The organism is Streptomyces sp. NPDC020192 (assembly GCF_044388685.1).
In the GTDB taxonomy this organism is placed as follows: Bacteria; Actinomycetota; Actinomycetes; order Streptomycetales; family Streptomycetaceae; genus Streptomyces.
On sequence record NZ_JBIRXG010000010.1, the window covers coordinates 35,282 to 57,895 of the forward strand.

At 72.6% G+C, this 22,614-nt stretch carries 16 protein-coding genes; 12 read left to right on the forward strand and 4 right to left on the reverse strand.

Annotated elements, in window-relative coordinates:
• Positions 1-47 precede the first annotated feature (47 nt).
• Positions 48-2,312, forward strand: a complete 2,265-nt coding sequence (locus ACH47Z_RS20305) for an MMPL family transporter (protein ID WP_399075456.1) — start codon at positions 48-50, stop codon at positions 2,310-2,312.
• Complete coding sequence (locus tag ACH47Z_RS20310; RefSeq protein WP_399075458.1) at positions 2,309-6,730, forward strand: type I polyketide synthase; 4,422 nt, start codon at positions 2,309-2,311, stop codon at positions 6,728-6,730. The genes ACH47Z_RS20305 and ACH47Z_RS20310 overlap by 4 nt, the downstream gene beginning before the upstream one ends.
• 20 nt (positions 6,731-6,750) lie before the next feature.
• Here the strand turns inward: ACH47Z_RS20310 and ACH47Z_RS20315 are convergent, their stop codons facing one another.
• Positions 6,751-7,959 carry a pyridoxal phosphate-dependent aminotransferase gene (locus ACH47Z_RS20315; RefSeq protein WP_399075460.1) on the reverse strand — a complete coding sequence of 403 codons (1,209 nt, stop codon included), beginning with the start codon at positions 7,957-7,959 and terminating at the stop codon, positions 6,751-6,753.
• An 81-nt stretch (positions 7,960-8,040) separates the two neighbouring features.
• On the opposite strand from ACH47Z_RS20315, the gene ACH47Z_RS20320 reads away from it, so the two are divergent.
• The gene (locus ACH47Z_RS20320; protein WP_399075462.1) at positions 8,041-8,667 is read left to right on the forward strand and encodes a winged helix-turn-helix transcriptional regulator; all 627 of its coding nucleotides are present in this window, start codon (positions 8,041-8,043) and stop codon (positions 8,665-8,667) included.
• 46 nt (positions 8,668-8,713) lie between these two features.
• Here the strand turns inward: ACH47Z_RS20320 and ACH47Z_RS20325 are convergent, their stop codons facing one another.
• The 3 genes from ACH47Z_RS20325 to ACH47Z_RS20335 are packed head-to-tail and all read right to left on the reverse strand — an operon-like array spanning position 8,714 to position 12,306.
• Positions 8,714-9,520, reverse strand: a complete 807-nt coding sequence (locus tag ACH47Z_RS20325) for a hypothetical protein (protein ID WP_399075464.1) — start codon at positions 9,518-9,520, stop codon at positions 8,714-8,716.
• Positions 9,520-10,782: a VWA domain-containing protein gene (locus ACH47Z_RS20330; protein WP_399075467.1), complete on the reverse strand. Its 1,263-nt coding sequence runs from the start codon at positions 10,780-10,782 to the stop codon at positions 9,520-9,522. Before ACH47Z_RS20330 ends, ACH47Z_RS20325 begins: the two co-directional genes overlap by 1 nt.
• Before the next feature lie 9 nt (positions 10,783-10,791).
• Positions 10,792-12,306 (reverse strand): IucA/IucC family protein, encoded by a 1,515-nt coding sequence (locus ACH47Z_RS20335; protein WP_399075469.1) that lies wholly within the window; start codon positions 12,304-12,306, stop codon positions 10,792-10,794.
• A gap of 242 nt (positions 12,307-12,548) precedes the next feature.
• Between ACH47Z_RS20335 and ACH47Z_RS20340 the strand changes: the two genes are divergently transcribed.
• From ACH47Z_RS20340 to ACH47Z_RS20380, 9 genes are all read left to right on the forward strand, one after another.
• Positions 12,549-14,051: an IucA/IucC family protein gene (locus tag ACH47Z_RS20340; protein ID WP_399075471.1), complete on the forward strand. Its 1,503-nt coding sequence runs from the start codon at positions 12,549-12,551 to the stop codon at positions 14,049-14,051.
• 215 nt (positions 14,052-14,266) lie between these two features.
• Positions 14,267-15,379: a tryptophan--tRNA ligase gene (trpS, locus tag ACH47Z_RS20345; protein ID WP_399075473.1), complete on the forward strand. Its 1,113-nt coding sequence runs from the start codon at positions 14,267-14,269 to the stop codon at positions 15,377-15,379.
• Positions 15,380-15,739: 360 nt separating this feature from the next.
• A complete protein-coding gene (locus ACH47Z_RS20350) occupies positions 15,740-16,261 on the forward strand; it encodes a hypothetical protein (protein ID WP_399075476.1) in 522 nt (173 codons plus the stop codon).
• Positions 16,262-16,264: 3 nt separating this feature from the next.
• The gene (locus ACH47Z_RS20355) at positions 16,265-16,567 is read left to right on the forward strand and encodes a MoaD/ThiS family protein (protein ID WP_399075478.1); all 303 of its coding nucleotides are present in this window, start codon (positions 16,265-16,267) and stop codon (positions 16,565-16,567) included.
• Positions 16,567-17,790: a cytochrome P450 gene (locus ACH47Z_RS20360; RefSeq protein WP_399075480.1), complete on the forward strand. Its 1,224-nt coding sequence runs from the start codon at positions 16,567-16,569 to the stop codon at positions 17,788-17,790. The genes ACH47Z_RS20355 and ACH47Z_RS20360 overlap by 1 nt, the downstream gene beginning before the upstream one ends.
• A complete protein-coding gene (locus ACH47Z_RS20365; RefSeq protein ID WP_399075482.1) occupies positions 17,787-18,740 on the forward strand; it encodes a 2-dehydropantoate 2-reductase in 954 nt (317 codons plus the stop codon). Before ACH47Z_RS20360 ends, ACH47Z_RS20365 begins: the two co-directional genes overlap by 4 nt.
• A 51-nt stretch (positions 18,741-18,791) precedes the next feature.
• On the forward strand, positions 18,792-19,880 hold the full coding sequence (locus tag ACH47Z_RS20370; RefSeq protein ID WP_399075484.1) for a histidinol-phosphate transaminase: 1,089 nt from the start codon (positions 18,792-18,794) through the stop codon (positions 19,878-19,880).
• A 140-nt stretch (positions 19,881-20,020) separates the two neighbouring features.
• The gene (locus ACH47Z_RS20375) at positions 20,021-21,892 is read left to right on the forward strand and encodes a RiPP maturation radical SAM C-methyltransferase (protein ID WP_399075486.1); all 1,872 of its coding nucleotides are present in this window, start codon (positions 20,021-20,023) and stop codon (positions 21,890-21,892) included.
• Positions 21,883-22,611, forward strand: coding sequence for a DUF5825 family protein (locus ACH47Z_RS20380; protein WP_399075488.1), 729 nt, complete (start codon positions 21,883-21,885; stop codon positions 22,609-22,611). Before ACH47Z_RS20375 ends, ACH47Z_RS20380 begins: the two co-directional genes overlap by 10 nt.
• The last annotated feature ends 3 nt before the right edge of the window (positions 22,612-22,614 follow it).

A 22,614-nucleotide genomic window follows, 5' to 3' on the forward strand; every position in this document is an offset into this window, starting at 1 on the left:
CGCCCGTACGACCCGCCGGAGCGGACGCGAACCGGAAAGGAGGCGGGATGCACCGCTGGCTGGGCGCCCTCGCCACCCGTCGCCCCCGATGCGTGCTGCTCGCCGCGCTCGGCTTCCTCGTCGTGTCGCTGGTCGCCGGCGCGTCGGCGACGGCCCGGCTGAAGACGCAGGGGTACGACGATCCCGCCTCCGACTCCAGCTACGCGGCCCGCGTGACCGCCCCGTACCGGGGTACGGCCGCGAACCTGGTCGTCGTCGCGCGGGTCCGGTCCGGCGGCGTCGACGATTCCGCCGCGCGCACCGCCGGCCGCGCACTGACCCGGCGGCTGGCCGCCCAGCCGTACGTGAGCGACGTGTCCTCCTACTGGAGCGGCGGGGCGGCCGGGCTGCGCGGCCGCGACGGCCGTTCGGCGCTGCTGCTCGCGCACATCGACGGCACGGCAGAACAGCTCGGCCCCCGCGCCGAGCGGGTGCGCGCGGCGCTGTCCGGCGGACCGGCCCTCGACGTGCGCGTGGGCGGCCCGGCCCTGGCCGACGCCGAGATGCAGCGCCTGGCCACCGCCGACCTGAAGCGGGCCGAGGCCGTGGTCCTGCCCGGCACCCTCCTGCTGCTGGTCCTGGTGTTCGGCAGCGTGCTGGCCGCAGCCCTGCCCCTGCTCATCGGCGTCCTGGCGATCGGCGGGACCCTGCTGGCCCTGAGGCTCCTCGGTGGCGTCACCGACGTGTCGGTGTTCGCGCTGAACCTCACCACCGCGCTCGGCCTCGGCCTGGGCATCGACTACGGGCTGCTGATCGTCTCCCGGTTCCGGGAGGAACTCACCGCCGGACACGAGCCCCGCGAGGCCGCCCGGCGGACGGCCTGCGCCGCGGGCCACACCATCTTCTTCAGCGCCGCCACGGTCTGCGCCGCGCTCGCGGCCCTGCTGCTCTTCCCGCCGTACTTCCTGCGCTCCTTCGCCTACGCCGGCATCGCCGTGGTGGCCGTCGCCGCGGTCGCGGCCGTCACCGTGCTGCCGGCGCTGCTGGCACTGCTCGGCCGGCACGTGAACCTGTGGCCCGTGCCCTTTCGCCGCGGGACCCGGGCAGGCTCCGCGTCCCGGTTCTGGGAGCGGCTGGCCCGGGTCGTCGTACGCCGCCCGGTGCTCGCCGCACTGCCGGTGCTGGGCCTGCTGGCGGTGTTCGCGGCACCCTTCACCCACGCCGGGTTCGCGACCCCCGACGACCGGGCGCTGCCCCGGACCACGTCCAGCCGTCAGGCCGGCGACCTGCTGCGCGGCGACTTCGGCCCCGGGAGCGCCGGCGCCCTCACGGTGTTCTTCACGAGCCACACGCCCCGGGACGCGCGCGACTACGCACCCGGGCTGTCCGTCCTGCCCCACGTGGCCGAGGTCGTCGGACCGTCCGGAGTGTGGCGGGACGGCGAGCGGGTGGCCCCGCCGGGCTCCGCCGCGACCCGCCTGCTGCCCTCCGGACCCGGCGCTCCCGCGCTGTTCTCGGTGGTGCCGTCGGCCGACCCGCACTCGGCCGCCGCCCAGCGCCTGGTCCGCGCCGTCCGCGGGACACCGACACCCCCGGACACCGAGATCCACGTCGGCGGTCCGAGCGCGGCACTCGTCGACGCCAAGGACACCGTCGCCCGGCGGCTGCCGGTCGCCGCCGCCGTGATCGCCGCCGGTACGTTCGCGCTGCTGTTCCTCTTCTCCCGCAGCCTCGTCCTGCCGCTGAAGGCGATCGCGCTGACCTGCCTGAGCCTCGCGGCGGTCCTCGGCGCCCTGGTGTGGATCTTCCAGGCCGGACACCTGAGCACCCTGCTCGGCTTCACGCCCGGGCCGCTCAGCACGACCATGCCGGTGCTGCTGTTCTGCGTCGTCTTCGGGCTCTCGGTCGACTACGAGGTCTTCGTCCTGGCCCGCATCAAGGAGGCGCACGACGCCGGTCACGACACCGCCGACGCGATCGTGCACGGCGTCGCCCGCACCGGCGGCATCGTCACGACCGCCGGCGCCCTGCTCGCCTTCACGCTCCTCGCCTTCGGCACCTCCCAGGTGGCCCTCCTGCAGTTCTTCGGGATCGGGGCGGGCCTCGGCGTCCTGCTCGACGCGACCCTCGTGCGCGGAGTCCTCGTACCGGCGCTGATGCGGCTCGCCGGCCGACTGAACTGGTGGGCGCCGTGGCCGTTCGCCGGGCGGACTCCCCCCGGGCCGCCCCAGGGACGACCTCCGCCGGCCCCGCGCCCCCGCAGACATGACACCGGCACCCCCCTCTCCCCACCCCCGCCCCCGCCCCCACTCAAGAACCAGGTCTCCCCATGAACGACATCGCCATCGTCGGCCTCGGCTGCCGCTTCCCCGGCGCCCGCGACACCCACGCGTACTGGCGGCTCCTCCGCGGCGCACAGCGGCGGTTCGCCCCCGTCCCGAAGGAGCGCTGGAACCACACCGCCTTCCACGACCCGGCCGACCGGTCCGCCCCCGACACCGCCTACACCGACCAGGTCGCCTTCCTCGACGCGGTGGACCGCTTCGCCGCCCCGCACTACGGTCTGCCGCCCCGCCGGGTGCGGGCCATGGACCCCCAGCACCGCCTGATGCTCGACGTCACCCGCGAGGCCCTCGACGACGCGGGGCTCGGCCGGGGCGGCCTCGACCGGGAGAACACCGGCGTCTTCTTCGGCCTGTCGGCGTCCGACTACCGGGAACTGACGGCGGCGAGCCTGAGGGCACGCGGCCTCGCCGACGCGGGGCTGCTGGTCAGCGAACGGGCAGCGGAACAGTTCGCCGCCGTCGACGCCTTCACCCTGCCGGGAAGCCTGCTCAACATGGCGCCCGCCGCCGTGAGCCGGCACTTCGGCCTGGGCGGCCCGAGCTTCGCCGTCGACGCCGCCTGCTCCGGCTCCCTGATCGCCCTCGACCAGGCGGTGCTCCACCTGCGCCAGGGCACCTGCGCCGCGGCCGTCGTCGGCGGTGTCTACCTCAGTCTCACCCCGGACGGCCTCGTCGGCTTCTCCCGCCTCGGCGCGCTGTCGGCCGACGGGGTGTGCCGCCCGTTCGACGAGCGGGCCGACGGTTTCGTCCTGGGCGAGGGCGCCGGCGCGGTCGTCGTACGGCCCCTGAGGGACGCGCTCGCCGCCGGTGACCGTGTCTACGCCGTCATCAAGGGCATCGGCTCGGCCAACGACGCCAGCACCGACGGCCCCCTGTGTCCGACCTCCGAAGGGCAGCTGCGGGCCATGCGCCGCGCCTACGCCGACGCGGACCTGCCGCCCTCCGCCGTCGGGTTCATCGAGGCCCACGGCACCGGCACCACGGTCGGCGACCGCGTCGAGGTGGAGGCGCTGCGCCGGCTGCGGACCGAGCACCCGGACGAGGACCCCGGCCTGAGCTACCTGTCCTCGGGCAAGGCGCTCATCGGGCACTCGCTGTCCGCGGCGGGCATCGCGGCGCTGATCAAGACCGCCCTGGTCGTGCACCACCGTACGGTCGTGCCGCAGCCGGACATCACCCCCCACCCCGGTCTCGGGCTCGACGCCGCCGGCCTGCGCATCGCCGACACCGTCCGGCCCTGGCCGCAGGGCGACACCTCGCGGTGCGCCGCCGTCAGCTCGTTCGGCTTCGGCGGTACGAACGTCCACGTGGTCCTGCGCGAGGCGCCCGCCCCGGCCTCCGTACGACGGCCGGCGGCCACCCGGTCCGCGCCCGAACCCCAGCTCGCCCTGATCTCGGCGGGCGGCCCGGAACTGCTCCAGGAGCACATCGGCGAGCTGCTCGACACCCTGGAGCACACGCCCGACGCGTCGATGGCGGCGCTGGCCCACACCCTGGGCGGGCGCGAACCGCTGCCCAGCAGGCTCGCGATCGTGGCCGCCGACCCCGCCGCGTTCACGGAGCGGCTGCGCCGGGCCCGCCGGCAACTGGCCGACGGTGCCCGGGGCGACCTCGGTGACGGCGCCTTCGCCGCCGACGCGCCCCTGCCGCCCGCCGAACGCCGTGTGGCCTTCGTCTTCCCCGGCCAGGGCAGCCAGCGGCCGGGCATGCTGCGGGACCTCCACGAGAGGTTTCCCGAGTTCCGCCACGTCGTCGGCGCGCTGGGCGCCGCGGCCGGGACCGACGTGTCCGGACTGCTCTACGGCGCCCGCGCGGACGACCCGGAGACGGGGCGGCGGCTCGCCGCCACCGAGGTCGCCCAGCCCCTCCTCGGCACCGTGCAGATCGCCGCCACCCGGCTGCTGGCCGCGTGCGGCGCGGCTCCCGACCTCGTACTCGGCCACAGCCTCGGGGAGTTCGCCGCGGCCACGGCGGCCGGCTTCCTCACCGACGAGGAGACCGTACGGCTGCTCGCGCACCGGGGTGCGGTGGTGCGGGCGGCCGAGGCCGCGTCCCGCGGCGGGATGGTCGCCGTACAGGCAGACAAGGCGACCTGCCGGCGGCTCGTGCGGAACATCGACGGCGTATGGCTCGCGTGCTTCAACCACGCGCGCCAGATCGTGGTGAGCGGCACCGGGGAAGGACTCGACGCGCTGCGGCGGGTCTGCGCCGAGGCGGGCATCGCGACCCTCGCCCTCGACACCTCCCACGCCTTCCACTCGCCGCGACTGGCCGAGGCCGACGACGCCATGCGCACGGACCTCGGCCGCCGCCCCCTGAACACGCCCCGCCTGCCGTTCGTCTCGGCCGTGAGCGGGACGGTGTGCGACGAGCCGGAACTGCTGCGCGAGCTGTGGTCCCGCCACGCCTCCGCGCCGGTCCGTTTCGGCGACGCCGTGCGCAGCGCCTACGACGCGGGCGCCCGCGTCTTCCTCCAGGTGACGGGGGGCGGTTCACTCCTCCCCGCCGTGCGCCGCAACCTCGCCGACCACGACGACGTCCACGGCGTCGCCGGTACGGCGCCGGACGACGCGTGCGCCTTCCCGCGGGCCCTGGCCCGGCTGGCGGTGCTCGGCGTACCGGTCGACCCCCGGGCCCTGGTGCGGGAGGACGACCGCCGACTGCTGGACCTGCCGGTGGCCCGGCTGGCGGAGCGGTCCTACTGGGTGCCCCGTCCCGATCCCGGGCGGAGGTCCCACGCACCCCACGAGCCCCACCCCCCGACCGGCAACTCGACCCCGGAGACCCCGATGCGCGAACTGCTCGACCTCGTCCAGCAGCAGGTGACACTGCTCAGGCACCTGAGCGACACGCTGCCCGCCACAGCCACAGCCACAGCCACAGCCACGGCCCGGCCCGCGGCCGATGCCTCCGATGTCCCCGCTGCCCCCGGGGTCGAGGACGCCGTACTCGAGCACATAGCCCGCGTCAGTGCCTTCCCGGTGGACGACCTGCGGTCCGACCAGCGCCTGATCGACGACCTCGGCTTCGACTCGCTGATGCTGACCGACCTGTTCACCTCGCTCAAGGCCCGCTGGCCCGCGCTGACGATCGACGAGCGATGCGCCCGGCCGACCGTCGGAAGCATCACGGCGATGATCACGGGGGACACCGGGACGGCCGACGCCCCGCTCCCGGAGGAACAGCGGCGCATCGAGTGCTTTCCCGAGGTCACCGCACACCAGGAGCGGATCGGCGTACTCGGTGAACTCCGGCTGCCCAACCCCTACTTCCTGGTCCACGAAGGCGGCATGACGGACCGGACGGTCGTCGACGGCCGGGAACTCGTCTCCTTCTCCGGCTACAACTACCTGGGCCTGGCCACGCATCCCGAGGTGACCGAGGCCGTCAAGGAGGCCGTGGACCGGTACGGAACCTCGGCCTCCGCCAGCCGGCTGCTGTCCGGCACCCGCCCGCTCCACCTGGACCTGGAGAGCGAACTCGCCCGCACCCTGGGGACGGCGGACGCGATCACCCTGACCAGCGGCCACGCCACCAACGTCACCGTGATCGGGCACCTCGTCGGGCCGGGCGACCTGATCGTCCACGACGCGCTCGCCCACGACAGCATCCTGCAGGGCTGCACGCTCTCGGGCGCGACGCGGCGGCCCTTCCCGCACAACGACGCGGCCGCCCTGGACGCACTCCTCACCCGGGTCCGCCACCAGTACCGACGGGTGCTGGTCGTGGTCGAGGGCGTGTACAGCATGGACGGTGACATCGCCGATCTGCCCGCCCTGGTCGAGGTCAAGCGCCGACACGGCGCGCTGCTGATGGTCGACGAGGCGCACAGCATCGGCGTGATCGGCGCCACCGGGCGCGGTGTCGGCGAGCACTGCGACGTCGCGCGCCCGGACGTCGACCTGTGGATGGGCACCCTGTCCAAGTCGCTGGCCGGGTGCGGCGGTTACGTCGCGACGAGCCGTGCCGTGGTCGACTACCTCCGTTACACCGCGCCCGGCTTCGTCTACAGCGCGGGCATGACCCCCGCCAACGCGGCCGCCTCGCTGGCCGCGCTGCGCCTGATGCGGGCCGAACCGGAGCGCCTCGCCCGGCTCAGGGAGAACGCGGCGCTGTTCCTGCGCCTGGCCCGCCGGGCGGGCGTCGACACCGGGAGCAGCGAGGGCACGCCGATCGTGCCGTGCGTCGTGGGGAACTCGGCGGAGACGCTGCGGCTGGCCCGCGCCCTCTTCGAACAAGGCGTCAGCGTCAACCCGATCCTGCATCCCGCCGTCCCCGAGGAGCTGGCCCGGCTGCGCTTCTTCCTCACCTGCGAGCACACCCCGGACCAGATCCGGTACACGGTCGCGGCCCTGGAACGGCACCTGCGCCGGGCCGACAGCGCGGACATCGCCCCCGCGGCATGACGACCGGAGGGATCCGGCGGCTACTGCCGGTACCCGCCGAGGAACCGCCCGATGCGTCCGATCGCCGCCTCCAGGTCCTCCGCGTACGGCAGGGTGAGGATGCGGAAGTGGTCGGGGGAGGGCCAGTTGAAGCCAGTGCCCTGGACCACCTGGATCTTCTCGCGCAGCAGCAGGTCGAGGACGAACTTCTCGTCGTCGTGGATCTTGTGGACCTGGGGGTCGAGGCGCGCGAAGGCGTACAGCGCGCCCCTGGGTTTGACGCAGGAGACGCCGGGGATCTCGTTCAGCTTCTCCCAGGCCACGTTCCGCTGCTCGTACAACCGCCCGCCGGGCAGTGTCAGTTCGCGGATGGACTGGCGGCCGCCGAGCGCGGCCTGGATGGCGTACTGGGCGGGCGCGTTGGCGCACAGCCGCATGGAGGCCAGCATGGTCAGGCCCTCCAGGTAGTCCTTCGCGTGCTGGCGCGGGCCGGTCACGACCAGCCAGCCGGAGCGGAAGCCCGCCACCCGGTACGTCTTCGACAGGCCGCAGAAGGTGAGGACGACCAGGTCGGGGGCGAGGGCCGCGGCCGAGTGGTGCACGGCGTCGTCGTACAGGATCTGGTCGTAGATCTCGTCGGCGAACACCATCAGCCCGTGCCGGCGGGCCAGGTCGAGGATGCCCTCGACGACCTCCTTGGGGTAGACCGCGCCGGTGGGGTTGTTCGGGTTGATGATCACGACCGCCTTGGTGCGGTCCGTGATCTTCGACGCCATGTCGGCCAGGTCGGGGTTCCAGTCGGCCTGTTCGTCGCACAGGTAGTGCACGGCCTTGCCGCCGGCCAGGGTGGTCACAGCCGTCCACAGCGGGAAGTCCGGGGCGGGGATGAGGATCTCGTCGCCGTCCTCGACCAGCGCGGTCACCGCCATGGAGACCAGTTCCGAGACGCCGTTGCCCAGGAAGACGTCGTCCACGCCGACGTCGAGGCCCAGGTTCTGGTAGCGCTGGGCGACCGCCCGGCGGGCGGAGAGGATGCCGCGCGAGTCCGTGTAGCCGTGCGCCTGCGGCAGCATCCGGATCATGTCCTGGAGGATCTCCTCCGGCGCCTCGAAACCGAAGGCCGCGGGGTTGCCGGTGTTCAGGCGCAGCACGCTGTGGCCCGCCTTCTCCAGCGCGTTGGCGTGCTCGATCACCGGGCCGCGGATCTCGTAACAGACCTCGCTGAGCTTGTTCGACTGCCGGAACTCCATGCGCCCCTCCGGAAACTCGTGTTGCTTGGTTTTACCAAGTAGGCGCTTGGAAAGTCCAACATCTTGTCTAGACTGCGTCGCATGTCACCTCGCCGAAGCTACGACCAGTACTGTTCCGCAGCCCGCGCCCTCGACCTCGTCGGCGACCGCTGGACCCTGCTGATCGTCCGGGAGCTGCTGGCCGGCCCCCGCCGCTATACGGACCTGCACGCGGACCTGCCCGGCGTGAGCACGGACGTACTCGCCTCACGGCTGAAGGACATGGAGCGCGACTGCCTCACGACCCGCCGGAAACTGCCCCCGCCCGGCGCGGCCTTCGTCTACGAACTCACCGGCCGTGGGCGGGAGTTGCTGCCGGTACTCCAGGCGCTGGGCACCTGGGGCGGGGCCGAGCTGGGGGAGCGGCGTCCGACGGACGCGGTGCGCGCCCACTGGTTCGCGCTGCCGTTGCTGCGGGCCCTGGACGGGGAGGGGCTGGTCGAAGTCCGCCTGGAGGAGGGTGAGTTCCATCTGCGGGTCGGTGCGCAGGAGGGGCCGGTGTACGGCGACGGTCCCGCGCCCGGGGAGGCCGACGCGCGCCTGGTGATGGACGCGGGGACCTGTGAGGCCGTGGCGCGCGGGGAGCTGGGCCTCGCGGACGCGGTACGGGCCGGACGCGTGACGGTGACGGGCGAGAGCGCGTTGGCGAAGGCGCTGCGGGAGGGCTGAGGAAAGAGAGAAGGCCCGCCGTCGGGCGGGCCTTCGTCATGGCTGCTCAGACGCCCGGCGGCACCCGGGACGGCCGTCCCGACCCCCGCGTCAGCGCATAGCCCCCGATACCGGCGAGAGCCGCGAGCACGGCACCGATCCCGGTCCACACCCACCGGTCGGACCACCAGCCGGACGACCAGCCGTCGTGCGAACCGAAGCTGGACAGCACCGCCGTCTTCGAACCGTCCTTGTTCTCCCCGGACTTGACGGCGATACCGGGCACCAGCGGCTTACCCAGCGAGCCGTCCACGGCCGCCGCGCCGCCGATGTCCTTGGAGTCGGCCCGCACCTCGGCGCTCACCGGCTGACCCAGGTCGGAGGCGCCGAGGTCGACCACGGTCAGCCGGAGGTAATACGTGCCCGGCAGCGGGTCGTTGGCCCACGGCTCCGCCCAGCCGCGCACCGTACGCAGCACACACGCCAGCTCGACGGAGGTGGCGTCCTGCGCGGCCGTGCGGGTGTTGGCGCCGTACTGGCAGGCCTGCCGGCGCCGCAGCCCGTCGTACACGTCCAGCTGCCAGGTCTGCGACCCGTGCGACTGCGGGAGCTTCACGGTCGCCTTGACGGTGGGCCGCTGGCCGGCGTCGGCCGGGAACGACCAGTACAGGTAGTCACCGGTCGAGCCCGACGCGGTGGCCGACTGGCCCTGCTGGAGCTCCGTCGCCGTACGGAAGGAGGTGCCCGCCCGGGTCGGCGCCGAGCCGTCGGACGACGCGCTCGCCGAAGGACTCGGGGACGAGTCGGCGGCGGCCGGCCCCGCGGCCAGCCCCACCGCCAGCAGCGCGGCACTCAACACACGTGGGATACGCATCAGTTCGTCCTCCAGACCGCGACCCGCCAGCGCGACAGCCAGCCCCACAACAGACCGGCCAGGAACCCGATCACCACGAGCGCGCCCAGCAGCCACCAGCCGCGCCCGAGGCCGAAGGAGGCCACGTCGTGATGGCCCGACGGCCCGTCCACGACGTCGACCGTCAGCTCGATCGGCAGACCCGGGGTCGTCTTGACGCCGGCGGCGGCCGAGAAGGAGTGGGTGACCTGGAGACACACGGTCTCGGCGGGCGCGTTGTCGTCGTCGCTCGCCGGCTTCGGATAGCGCAGCCCTGTGGAGACGACGTCCGTACGGCCGGTGCCGGCGGCCTCACCGCGCACGATCTCCCGCCCGGGCACCGTCACCGCCCGCAGCAGCACCCCGTAACCGGGGTTCACGGCGCGGTCGTCGGCCACGCTGACCGAGGCGCGCAGTTCCTGGCCCCCCTTGACGGAGACCTTGTACCAGCGCTGCTGCCCGAACGCGGCGCGGTCCGTGTACAGCCCGGACTTCAGCTCGGGCGCGTTCGTGCACCGGTCGGCGCCCTCGGTGGCCACCGGCGTCACCACGGGATCGGCGGCCCGGTCGACCAACTGGCCGACACGGCCGCTCAGTTCCTCCTTGTGCCGCACGTCGGTGTACGTGCCGCCGGTCGCGTCCGCGATGCAGCTGAGCTGGTCACGGGTCTTGGCGTCCGGCACCAGACCGAGGGTGTCGATGGTCATCCCGATGCCCTTGGCCGCTATCTCGCGGGCCACCTCGCACGGGTCGAGCGGCTGGCAGGTGTCCTCGCCGTCGGTGATCAGGACGATGCGGTGGGTTCCGGTGCCGCCGTTCAGGTCGTCCGCGGCCTTCAGCAGCGCGGGCCCGATCGGCGTCCAGCCGGTCGGCTGCAGCGTGGCCACCGCGGTCTTCGCGTCGGTCCGGTTCAGCGGGCCGACCGGGTAGAGCTGCGCGGTGTCCTTGCAGCCCTCCTTGCGGTCGTTGCCGCGGTAGTTGGCGCCCAGCGTGCGGATGCCGAGCTGGACCTCCTGCGGGGTCGCGTCCAGCACCTCGTCGAACGCCTGCTTCGCCGCGGCCATCCGGGAGCCGCGGTCGATGTCCCGCGTACGCATGGAACCGCTGACGTCCAGCACGAGTTCGACCTTCGGGGCGGTCGCCTGTGTCTCGTCGGCGACAGCCCCGCCGGGGAACGCGATCCCGGCCGCCAGGGCGGCGAGCAGAGCACAGACGCCCGCCGCCAGCCGTTGTCTTCTGATCATCGCAGGATCCTATGGAGCAGACGCGCCGGGCTCCAAAACGAGCGGGTTCGGCAGCGACGTCCACTGGTCGCCCGGGGTCCGCGGGGACAGCCGCATCAGCGTCAACGCCTTGGCCGGCACGGGGGCTTCGCGCAGGAACGGCAGGTCGGGGGTGGCGGGAAGGTGGGGGAGCGCCGATGCCAGGGCCGCTCCCAGGGGGGCGCTCGAGCCCGCCGTGGCGGCCAGGGCTCCTGCCACCAGGGAGCCGAACAGCTTGCGGCGCAGGGCGGTTTCGTCGTCCGTGACCAGGCGGCCGGTGAGCGGGGGCGGGGTGAGGCCGTGGCGGGTCAGGCGGGCGGGGCTGACGCGGATGTCGGCCAGGTCGCGGTAGACCAGCCGCCGGGGCGTGCCGTCGGCCGCCAGGATCACCAGCAGGTTCTGGCCGTGCGCCTCCAGGGCCACGCCGAGGTCGAGCAGGCGCAGACCCACCGTGAGCGCGAGCCGGGTGAACGCGGCGAGCCAGCCGGGGGAGTCCGGCAGACCGGTCAGGGGAAGCGCGGCCACCGGCAGGACCCGCTCGCCCGGCGTGGCGTACACCTCGGGCGACTCCCGCAACAGCGCCGCCAGATCGGGCGAGTCGGCCGTGACCGCGCCCAGCGTACGGGTGATGTGCAGCAGGCCCTCGCCGCGCGCCACCAACTGCTCGGCGAGGTCGTTGAGGGGCCCGGCGGACCGGATCGAGTAGGCCGAGATGTCCCGCACCGACGAGGTCAGCCGGGCGCTCAGCGCGGTCTTCACATGCGGCCCGCCGCCCGGGAGGGCGAGGGTGCGCAGGGAGAGGAGGGGGTGGGCCGGGCGCCAGGGATCGTACGCGCGCTTCAGGACGTGGGCGGCCTGCCACGGGTGCACCGGGATCAACAGGCGCTCCCCGTCCCGGAGTTCCGTCGGCCAGTCGCCGGTCACCAGGCAGTCGGCCGCCGGCACCGGCACCGTCCCCAGCCCCACCACCGGCCGGTGCTCGGGGCCGTACGCCAGTTGCTCCGCGACCGAGAAGCCGGGCCGGGAACGGCAGTTGGGGTGGTACGGATGCCCGTCGGTGACCCGCTGCTCCCACTCCCAGTCCCTGCCCCACTCCTTCGGGTGATCCGCGTCCGCCCGGGACAGCGCCAACGAAGCTGTACTCTCCGCCAGTTCGGCCGCGAACGCCTCGCCGTGCGGCACCGCCAGCGCGGTCATCAGGCCCGCCGGATCCACGTGGCGGTCCCGGCCGAGGCGGACGCCGGTGACGTACGCGCTCGTCGCGTACGGATCCGCGTGCGGCCCGTACAGCGTCCTGCCGTCGGCCAGCCGCAGGGCCAGGCCCGCCGCCCCGCGCACCCGCCCGGTGATCCACGGCAGCGGCTCATGGGCCAGCGCCCGCCACAACCGGGTCAGCACGGCGGCGCGGGCACCCGGCAGTTCCGCCGTGTACCGGGGCAGCAGGGCTGGCCGTACGACGGCCAGCTCCGCGGCGATCTCGGCCTCGGCGGCGGGGGGACGGTGCACGGTCGCTCCTCGGGAACGGGGGAGACGGGGGACGGGGACGCGGAGACGCGGGCATGGGGCCCGCCCTCGGGGCACGATTGTGCGGGACGACGGACATACTGGTCGCGACGGGCTCCCGGTGCCGTGAGCCCTGCGGATCAGCGGTGCGCCGGGCCCGCGCACCGCGACGCCGGACACGACCCCCGCCGGACGGACTCCCGCTGGACAATGGACGACGTGTTCGGCCCCTGGACGTAGAACGAATGGATCGCGTGGACCTCACATCCCCCACCGCCGCCGTCGGCCGCCGCGCCGACGCGTACGCGGCCGCGCCCCTGCTCAACTGCCTGCTGCGCGAGGTGGCCGAGCCGCTCCCCGACCCCGGTGACCGGCACCGGCTGCACCGGCTGCCCAGCGGCCGGCTGCTGCGGGTACGCGCCGGGCGGCGCCCCGCCGACCCCGAGGTGCGCGCGGCCGGGGCCTGGCGGCCCGTCGGCCACACCGAGCTGGTCAAACTGGTCGCCGAGGAACTGCGCCGGCACACCGGGCTGCCCGGCGGCGACCTGCCCGCCGAGATGGTCGACAGCCGGGACGCGGTCGCCGCGCTGCTCACCGCCCGCGCCCGCGCGACCGCGCCCGCCGACCCCTATCTGCGCTCCGAGCAGTCCCTGATCACCGGCCACCCCTACCACCCGGCCCCCAAGGCGCGCGGCGGCGGCCCGGTCGCGTCCTGGCTGCCGTACGCCCCCGAGGCACAGGCACGCTTCCCGCTGGTGCTGCTCGGCGTCCGCGAGGACCAGGTCGCCGAGGAGGGCGACACCCGCGCCCTCGACGCCCTCGGCACCGCCCCGCCCGGCTACCGGCTGCTGCCCGCCCACCCCTGGCAGCTCGACCTCGTCGCCCGCGACCTCGCCCCGGCCTTCGCCGACGGCCGCCTGGTCCGGCTCGGCGCCACCGCCTTCGACACCTGGCCGACAGCGGCGATCCGCACGGTCTACGAACCCCGCGGCGACCTGTTCCTGAAGTTCTCCCTGGACGTCCGCATCACCAATGACATCCGCCGCCTGTGGCGCCACGACCTGCGGAAACTGCGGCGTACCGACACCGCCGCCGCCCACGCCTTCGCGGCCGTGGACCCGCCCGCGGCCTGGCTGAGCGACCGCGGCTACCGTACGGCCGCCTTCGCCTTCGAGGAACTGGCCGTGCTCGTCCGCGACGGGCTGCGCGCGCACCTCCCGCCCGGCGCCACCGCGCTGCTCGCCGCCGGACTCGCCGAGGGCTTCGAGGGCAGCCCGCTGGCCGCCGCGACCGACCCGCAGGGCTGGTGGGAGGCGTATCTGCGCCAGGTCGTACCGCCCGCCCTCGCGGCGTTCGACGACCACGGGGTCGTCGTAGAAGCTCATCTGCAGAACACCCTCGTCGCCGTCGACGCGGCCGGCACCCCCGTGCGGGCGCTGTTCCGGGACGCCGAGGGCGTCAAACTGCTGCCGGACGTGACCCGGGCCGCGGGTTGGGAACGGCTGGTGTACTGCCTGGTGGTGAACCACCTCACCGAGATCGCCGCCGCCCTCGCCGAGCACCACCCCGGCCTCGACCCCTGGCCCGCCGCCCGCCGCGAACTCGCCCGGCACGACCTGCCGGAGATCCCCGCCCTGCTCACCGCGCCCACCCTGCCCGGCAAGACCAACCTGCTGCTGCGCTGGACCGGCGCGGACGGCGCGGACGCCCGCTATCTGCCCCTGCCCAACCCGCTGGCCGACGCCTGACCCGCCGCGCCCCGACTCATATTCCACCCGGACTCCAGCGGCCGACGCTATGCTGTCCGCATGCATCTTTCGTCATGTCGCAGCTGGTGGCGCTCCCCTTAGGAGCGGCCGACTCGCACGCATGACCGGGCCGTTCGGAAGGACGGCCCTTTCGCGTCCCCTGGACCAGGGCCCGTGCCATTCCGACGGCGAGACCGACCCCACCAGGAGACGTTGTGAACAACACGCCCCAGGCCGCCGGCCCCGACGCCGCCGCCGCAGCTCCCTCCGCCGACACGCTCGGGACGTCTGCCGCGCAGGCCCGCAGTGCGGTGCTGGAAGAGCTGATCCGCAAGGACCCCGGACAGTTCCGCATGCTGACGGGCGACCGCCCCACCGGCCGGCTGCACCTGGGTCACTACTTCGGCACGCTGCACAACCGCGTACGTCTTCAGGACCTCGGCGTGGAGACGTACGTGATCATCGCGGACTACCAGGTCCTGACCGACCGCGATGTCGCGGACAACCTGACCGGGCACGTCGAGGACCTGGTCCTGGACTACCTCGCCATCGGCGTGGACCCGGAGCGCAGCACGATCTTCACGCACAGCGCGATCCCCGCCCTCAACCAGCTGATGCTGCCCTTCCTCAGCCTCGTCTCCGTCGCCGAGCTCAACCGCAACCCCACGGTCAAGGACGAGATCGCCCACTCGCGCCAGTCCGCCGTCAGCGGCCTGATGTTCACCTACCCCGTCCACCAGGCCGCCGACATCCTCTTCTGCAAGGGCAACCTGGTGCCCGTCGGCCAGGACCAGCTCCCGCACCTGGAGGTCACCCGCACCATCGCCCGCCGCTTCAACGACCGCTACGGCAACGGCACTTCGGTCTTCCCCCAGCCCGACGCCCTGCTCTCCAGCGCACCGCTGCTGCTCGGCACGGACGGCACCAAGATGAGCAAGAGCCGCCGTAACGCCATCACCCTGGCCGCCGACGCCGACGAGACCGCCCGCCTGCTCAAGGGGGCCAAGACGGACTCCGAGCGGCACATCACCTACGACCCGGTGAACCGCCCCGAGGTGTCCTCCCTCCTGCTGCTGGCAGCCCTGTGCCAGAACCGGACCCCGGAGGAGGTGGCCGACGGCATCGGCTCCGCGGGTGCCGCCGCGCTGAAGAAGACCGTGACCGAGGCGGTCAACGAGTTTCTGGCGCCGATCCGGGCCCGCCGCGCCGAGTACGCGCAGGACCGCGCCCACCTCCACCGCACGCTGCGCGAGGGCAACGAGCGCGCCCGGGCCGTGGCCGACGCCACGCTCGCCGAGGTGCGTGCCGCGATGAACAGTCACTACTGACCGCCCGCCCGCACAGACCGTCCCCCGGCCCGGTGTAACCGGCCGGGGGATTTTTTTCTGCCCGGACACCCTGATCCCCGCCGGCTCCACGGACCCGCCCTACAGACCCGCCTCACAAACGGTCAAGACAAACGGTCAAGGACATCTCGAAACGGTCCAGGAAGTCTCGAGAACGATTCGAGGCCCGAGGACCACCCTCGTACGAGGTGCAGCCGACCCCGAAGGGGGGAGCCACAGGTGACAGGACCGTACGGCGATCTGCCGGAAACCGTCCGATTCGAACTCGAACCCGCCAGGCGTTTCATGAGCAATGCCGTGCGGGAGGCCCGGGCATGCCTGGACAGCCGTGACGCCGACGGCGTGCCCAGCCATCTGCCGCGCTGCTCGGGTCTTCTGTTCGGCCGGGTGGACGCCGCCGAGATCACGATCAGCCACATCGAATTCGTGCCCAATGTGCGCGACCGCGACGAGAGTGTCATCGCCGAATTCGAAAGGACCATCGCCCCGAAATTCGGCGACGTGTACCGGAATCCGGGGCGAGGATTCTGGTCCGACGAAAAGGGCGTTCTGCGGGCCGTCATGGAACAGTCCGCGAACGGCCTGGAGTTGATGGGGTCCATTCATTCGCACCCCAACTGGCACGAGATCGGCCCGCCGCACGAACGATTCCAGGAACTCAGCGAGAATCCGACCCGCATGGACGAATACCTCTTCCGGCAGTCGTCCTGGCCGGTCAACGTGATCTGGTACGTCCGCGCGACCGGCGCCGGTATGACCCACCGGGTGGCCGGCTGGCGGCCCGGGCCGGAGCACTGCAGCGCGCTCGACGTACGGATCCCGGCGTCGATCCACGAGGAACTCACCGTCGCATCGGAGGTATGAGACATGACCGTCACCGTGAAGCTTCCCGCGGCCTTCCACGTGCTCACCGGCGGACGCAGGCAACTGCCCGGAGAGGGCGAGAACATACGGGACGTCCTGACCGACGTCGACCGGGAGTGTCCGGGCGTACTGGACCGGCTGATGGACCAGGAAGGGTCCGTGAAGCGGTACGTCAACGTCTACCGCAACGACGACGACATCAGGGGCCTCGACGGTCTCGAGACGAAGGTCGAGAACCACGACGTCATCTGGATCGTGCCTGCGGTGGCGGGCGGCAGCGGCACCGCAGCGACCGAGGAGAAGTGATGACCGACCCGACGGACGTCATTCCCACGGAATTCTTCACCGACCCCGGGCCGAATCCGCACGTGGCGGCCGCGGAGTACCGGTCCCGGTGTCCGGTGCACCGGATCGACGTCCCGCCCGGCGCCGAGGCGTACGCGGTCCTCGGGAACAAGACCGTGGAGGAAGCGCTCGGCGACGCGCGGCTGTCCAAACAGGTCGAGAACCTGCCGCCGCGATACCGGCACCGGGCCGTCACCAACAGCCTCCTCGTGGTCGGCAACCTGGGGTTCGCCGACCCGCCCAAGCACACCCGGCTCAAGGAGCCCATCCGGCGGGCGTTCCTGCCGGGCAGGATCGCCCGGCTCCGGCCGCGCATCCAGGCGATCGTCGACGACCTCATCGACGCCTTCCCCGAGCACGGTGAGATCGACCTGCTCACCGATTTCGCCCTGCCGATGCCGCTCACCGTCATCTGCGAATACCTCGGGATACCCGTCGCGGACAGGCCGCTGTTCCTGGAGTGGAGTTATGTCCTCAGCCAGGACCCCCTGCAGCACGACGAGGCCGAACTGAAGGCCGCCAGCGAGGAGTTCAGCGCGTACTTCACCCAGCTGGTGGCCGAGCGCCGCACGGATCCGCGGGACGACCTGCTCGGCGCGATCATCAGAGCCCACGACGCGGGCGTGTACAGCGAGACGGAACTGCTCTCCACGCTCCTGCTGCTGATCATCGCCGGACACAAGACGGTCGCCAACATGCTGGGCAACGGCACGGCCCTGCTGCTGCGCCACCCCGAGCAACTCGCCCTGCTGCGCGCCGAGCCGGAGCGGATCCCCACCGCGATCGAGGAGATCCTGCGCTACGAGGGCTCCGCCGCCTGGGCCTCGCTGCGCGTCGCCGCCGAGGACATGCACCTCGGGGGAGTGGACATCCCCCAGGGCAGCTTCGTCCATCTGTCACTGTCGAGCGCGGGCCACGACCCCGAGGTGTACGACGACCCGGAGCGCTTCGACGTCACCCGCTCACCCAACCGGCACCTGGGCTTCGGTCACGGCCCGCACTTCTGCATCGGCGCCCCGCTGGGCCGGCTCCAGGGCGAGATCGCCTTCTCCGCGCTGCTGCGCCGGCTGCCGGGGCTCGCCCTCGCGGTGCCCGCCGAGGAGATCGCCTGGCTGTCCGACAGCTCGCTGAGCCGCGGACTCGAGTCCCTGCCCCTGCGCGTGGGGGAGAAGCTGCCGCGATGACCAGGGAACCGGACGCTTCGCGCGTCGCCGTGGTGGGAGCCGGCGCCGTGGGCGGATATCTCGGCGGACGGCTCGCCGCCGCCGGACACGACGTGCGCTTCCTGGCGCGTGGCGCGACCCTCGCCGCGCTCCGCCGGCACGGGCTGCGCATCACCGACGCCTCCGGTGTCGAGACGGTGTCCGAGGTACGGGCGTCGGACGATCCGCGGGAGATCGGCGCGGCCGACTATGTCCTGTTGTGCGTGAAGACCCCACAACTACCGGACGCCGTCGACGCGTTGGGGCCGCTGGTCGGTGCCGACACCGCCGTCGTCACCGTGCAGAACGGGGTGGAGGCCCCTGAGCAGGCCGCGGCCGCGCTCGGCCGCGACCGGGTCCTGCCCGGCACCGTACGGGTCGTCGCCACGACCGCCGGCCCGGGCGAGGTCAGGCACGTGGGTCCGCCCGGCGCCCTCGGCTTCGCCGAGTGGGACGGCGGCGCGTCCAAGCGGGTGCTGCGGCTGCGCGAGCTGTTGCGGTCCGCCTCGGTCACGGCGCTGGAGCCGGACGACATCTGGGCCGCGCTCTGGGCGAAGTTCCTGCTGCTGGTCCCGATCGGCAGCCTCGGCGCCGCCACCGGCGGGGCGAGCGTGGGCGAACTGCGCTCGCGTCCCGGCACCCGGAAACTGCTGATCGCCGGCATGCACGAGATCCATGCGACCGCTCGTGCCCTCGGGATCGCCCTCCCGGACGACGCCGTGGACACCGCGACCGCGCTCATGGACGGGCAGGCGCCCGACGTCACCACCTCGCTGCAACGGGACATCCTGGCCGGCCGGCCGTCGGAGCTCGACGCCTGGACCGGGGCCGCCGTACGCCTCGCCGCCCGCGCGGGCACCGGCGCACCGGTCCACGAGATGCTCCACGAACTGCTCGCCACGCGCGCGTCGCTCCCGGTGCGCACTCCGTGACACGCCGATGCTCCCGCACCCCCTACCGGCACGCAGGAGGAGTCTGATGCGATGAACGTGAGGTTCGCGGAACGCGGCGCCCTCGGCGAGATGAGTGCCTACCGGGTCACCGAGTCGGACGGTGCGCCGGACAGCCCGTCCGTCGCCTTCGACCTGTCCAGCAACGAACTGGCCCTTCCCCCGCTGCCCGCCGCGCTCGCCGTGCTCCGGGAGGGCCTGTCCCGGCTCGCCCGCTACCCCGACCCGACCGCACGCGCCCTGACCGAAGAGATCGCCGCCCATCTGCGGCTGACCGCGGACCGGGTGGCGGTCGGCCCCGGGAGCGCGGGCGTGCTCCAGCAGATCCTGCTCGCCCTGTGCGGCGAGGGCGACGAAGTCGTCTACGCCTGGCCCGGGTTCGACGCCTATCCGCTGCTGGTCGCCGTCTCCGGCGCGGCCGGCGTACAGGTCCCGCTGACCTCGTCCGGGGACCACGACCTGGCCGGTATCCGGGCCGCGGTGGGCGCGCGGACGAAGGTGGTGATCCTGTGCTCCCCGCACAATCCCACCGGAACCGTCATCGAGCGCGCCCGGCTGCACCGGTTCCTGCGTTCCCTGCCGGACCATGTGGTCGCCGTCCTCGACGAGGCGTACGTGGAGTTCGACCGGGGCGGCGATCCCCCGGGCAGGCCGCAGGTGCTGCGCGCGCACGGCAACACCGTGGTCCTGCGCACCTTCTCCAAGGCCTACGGGCTGGCCGGGCTGCGGGTCGGATACGCGGCCGGACCCCGGCAGGTCATCGCCGCGGTCCGCAAGACGGCACTGCCGTTCGGCGTGACGCATCTCGCCGAGCGCGCCGCGATCCTCTCCCTGCACAGCGGCGCCGAACTGCGCGCACGGCTGCGGACGGTGACCGCCGCGCGCGAGGAACTGACCTTGGAAATCGGGAAGTTGGGGCTGCCCGTCCTGCGGTCCAGAGCCAACTTCGTCTGGCTCCCGGTGCCTTCGGCCGCCGAGTCGCTCGCCCGGGCCGCGGCCGCCGCGGGGGTCAAGGTCCGGGCCTGCCCGGGGTACGGCGTCCGGATCTCGGTGGGAGAGGCCGAGGCGCATCGAAGGCTGCTGGAAGCGTTCGGCGCCACGGACCGCGGTAATTGGTTCTAATTCCCCTGGAAGGCGGCCGGAGCACCGCTCGAATTCCCGCCCGGCCGCCTTCCGTTCCCGCTTCTTCCGAGTAATCTCGGGAGAACTTCCATGTCCTTCGCATGTGGCGCTTTCGACCGACATCCAAGGGTGGGCATCCTGTGAGAATCCTGATGATCGCCATGCCGTGGCAAGGTCTCGACACGCCGTCCAGCGCACTGGGCATCCTGGGGCCGTGCATCCGCAAGAACGCCTCCGACTGGACCATCGACACGCTCTACGCCAATCTCCGCTGGGCCGAACACCTGATGCGGGAGAGTGACGGCGCCATCACGACGGCGCATTACGGCGATGTCGCGGACCAGGTATTCCACGGCGTGGGCGACTGGGTGTTCACTCCGGCGCTCTACGACGTCGACACCTACAAGGTCGACGAGTACGCCCAGTTCCTCGAACAGCGGGACATCGACCCGGCGTTGCCCGTCGAGATGCAGCGGCATGCCCGCGCATTCGTCCGGGATCTCGCGGCCGAGATCGCCGCCGACCCGCCGGACGTCGTCGGATTCACGAGCACCTTCATGCAGAATGTGCCCTCCCTCGCCCTGGCCCGGGAACTGAAGAAACGCGTACCCGGAATTCTCACCGTGCTGGGCGGCAGCAACTGCGACGGCGCCCAAGGACCAGCCCTGCACCGGAATTTCGAGCAGCTCGACTTCGTGGTCAGCGGTGAGGGGGAGCGCGCCCTGCCCGCGCTGCTGAACCGTATCGCCCGGGGCAGGAGCGTGGCCGACGTCCCGGGGCTCAGCTGGCGCGGGGACGACGGGCGGACGGTCGTGAACCCGCCGGCACAGGGGGCCATCCCGTTCGCCCTGGTGCCCGCGCCCGACTACGACGCCTACTTCCGGTCGCTGGAGCGGTCACCCGTCCGGCACCACGTCAGCCCGATGCTGGTGCTGGAGACCTCCCGCGGCTGCTGGTGGGGAGAGGCCCACCAGTGCACGTTCTGCGGCCTGAACGGATCGAACATCGACTTCCGCAGCAAGGCCCCCGAACGCATCGCCCAGGAAGTCAGGGATCTCGCCGAGCGTCATCAGGTCCTCGACATGGTCATGGTGGACAACATCCTCGACCTGAAGTACCTCGACACGGCCATGCCGGAGATCGCCGCCCTCGACTGCGATCTGCGTATCCACTACGAGATCAAGTCCAACATGAACCGGGAGCAGCTGAGCAAGCTGAAAGAGGCGAACGTCCTGTTCGTGCAGCCCGGTATCGAGAGCCTCAGCAGCCATGTGCTGCGCCTCATGGACAAGGGCGTCAGCGCCGCGCACAACGTGCGCATGCTGCGCGACGGACAGGATGTCGGTCTCAACGTGACCTGGAGCATCCTCTACGGCTTCCCCGGCGAGACCGAGGACGACTACCGCCGACTGCTCGGGAAGATCGCCGCACTCGAGCATCTGGAACCGCCGACCGGGGCCTGGCGCATCGCGCTGGAGCGGTTCAGCCCCTACTTCGAGGATCCCGGTCAGGGATTCATGTTCCGTCGTCCGTCCGAGATATACGACTTCATCTACGAGGTCCCCCGCGACGAGCTGTACGACATGGTGTTCTTCTTCGACACCAGCGTGCAGGGGATCTCGGGCGCCATCGAGGACGAGATCAAGCAGGCGTGCGAGGAATGGGCCAAGGCCTATCCGCACAGCAGCCTCTCCTACTGGCTCGACGACCGGGGCCGGGTGGTCATCGAGGACCGCCGTGCCAGTTGGCCGGAGGAAGTGATCGAGCTGGACGAGGTCCGGAGCAATGTGTACCTCGGCATGTTCCAGGGGGCGGCCCTCAACGGCGTACGCCGGCGGCTGGCCGAGAGCGGACACGACGTGGCGGAGGCGGACGTCGAGGAGATGCTCCGCTCCTTCGTCGAGCGCGGCCTGGCCTTCGAGGACGAGGGGCGCTACGTGAGCGTCGCTGTCGAGATCGACCCGTACCGGCGCAAGCTGATCGAGGGCAAGGAGGTCATGGCATGTCGATGAGCACGCTGCTGGACATCGGTGAACTCAGGGCACGGGCCGCCGACGAGTCCCGCACCCCGGCCGCCGGCCGGCCCAGGGCCGCCACGCTGACCCTCGGCGCCGACGGGGACGGCCTGCCCGCCGCGACCGAACTGGCGGCGCTCCTGCCGCGCGTCCCCGTCTGCGGGGTACGGCTGGCCGAGCCCGCCGACCTCTCCTCGCTGCCCGCCCACACGATCGTGCGGATCGTCGCGCTGCTGCGCGAGTGCTCCTCGATCGGCACCCCGGTCACCTGGTCCCTGATCATCGGCGCGGACCAGCTCGGTCTGATCCCGCGGCTCGACCATCTGCCCGCCCCCGAGACGATCACGGTGGTGCGGCGGGGGACCGCACCGGCCGCCGACTGGCGCTCCGGGCGCAGCTTCGGCCTGCTGTACTTCCGCAAGGGCCCGACGTTCCTGTCCGTCGTCGACGAACGCCCCGAGTCCTGCGGCCGGATCGTCCTGGACGATCCCGCCCCGACGGAGGTCTTCCTGCGCGGCCTGGAGGGCCGCTCCTGGTCCGAGCTGACCCCCACCCCGGACCACGCGGCCGCCGCACGGGACCTGGTGGACCGGGGCCTGCTCCTCCGCCTCGGCGACCAGTGCGTGACCCTGCCGGTCCACATGCGCTCCTGGCCGCTGGGCGCGGCCCTGCTGGGCGGCACGCTGGCATCGGCGGGCAAGAAGAAGGAGGAGTGACGG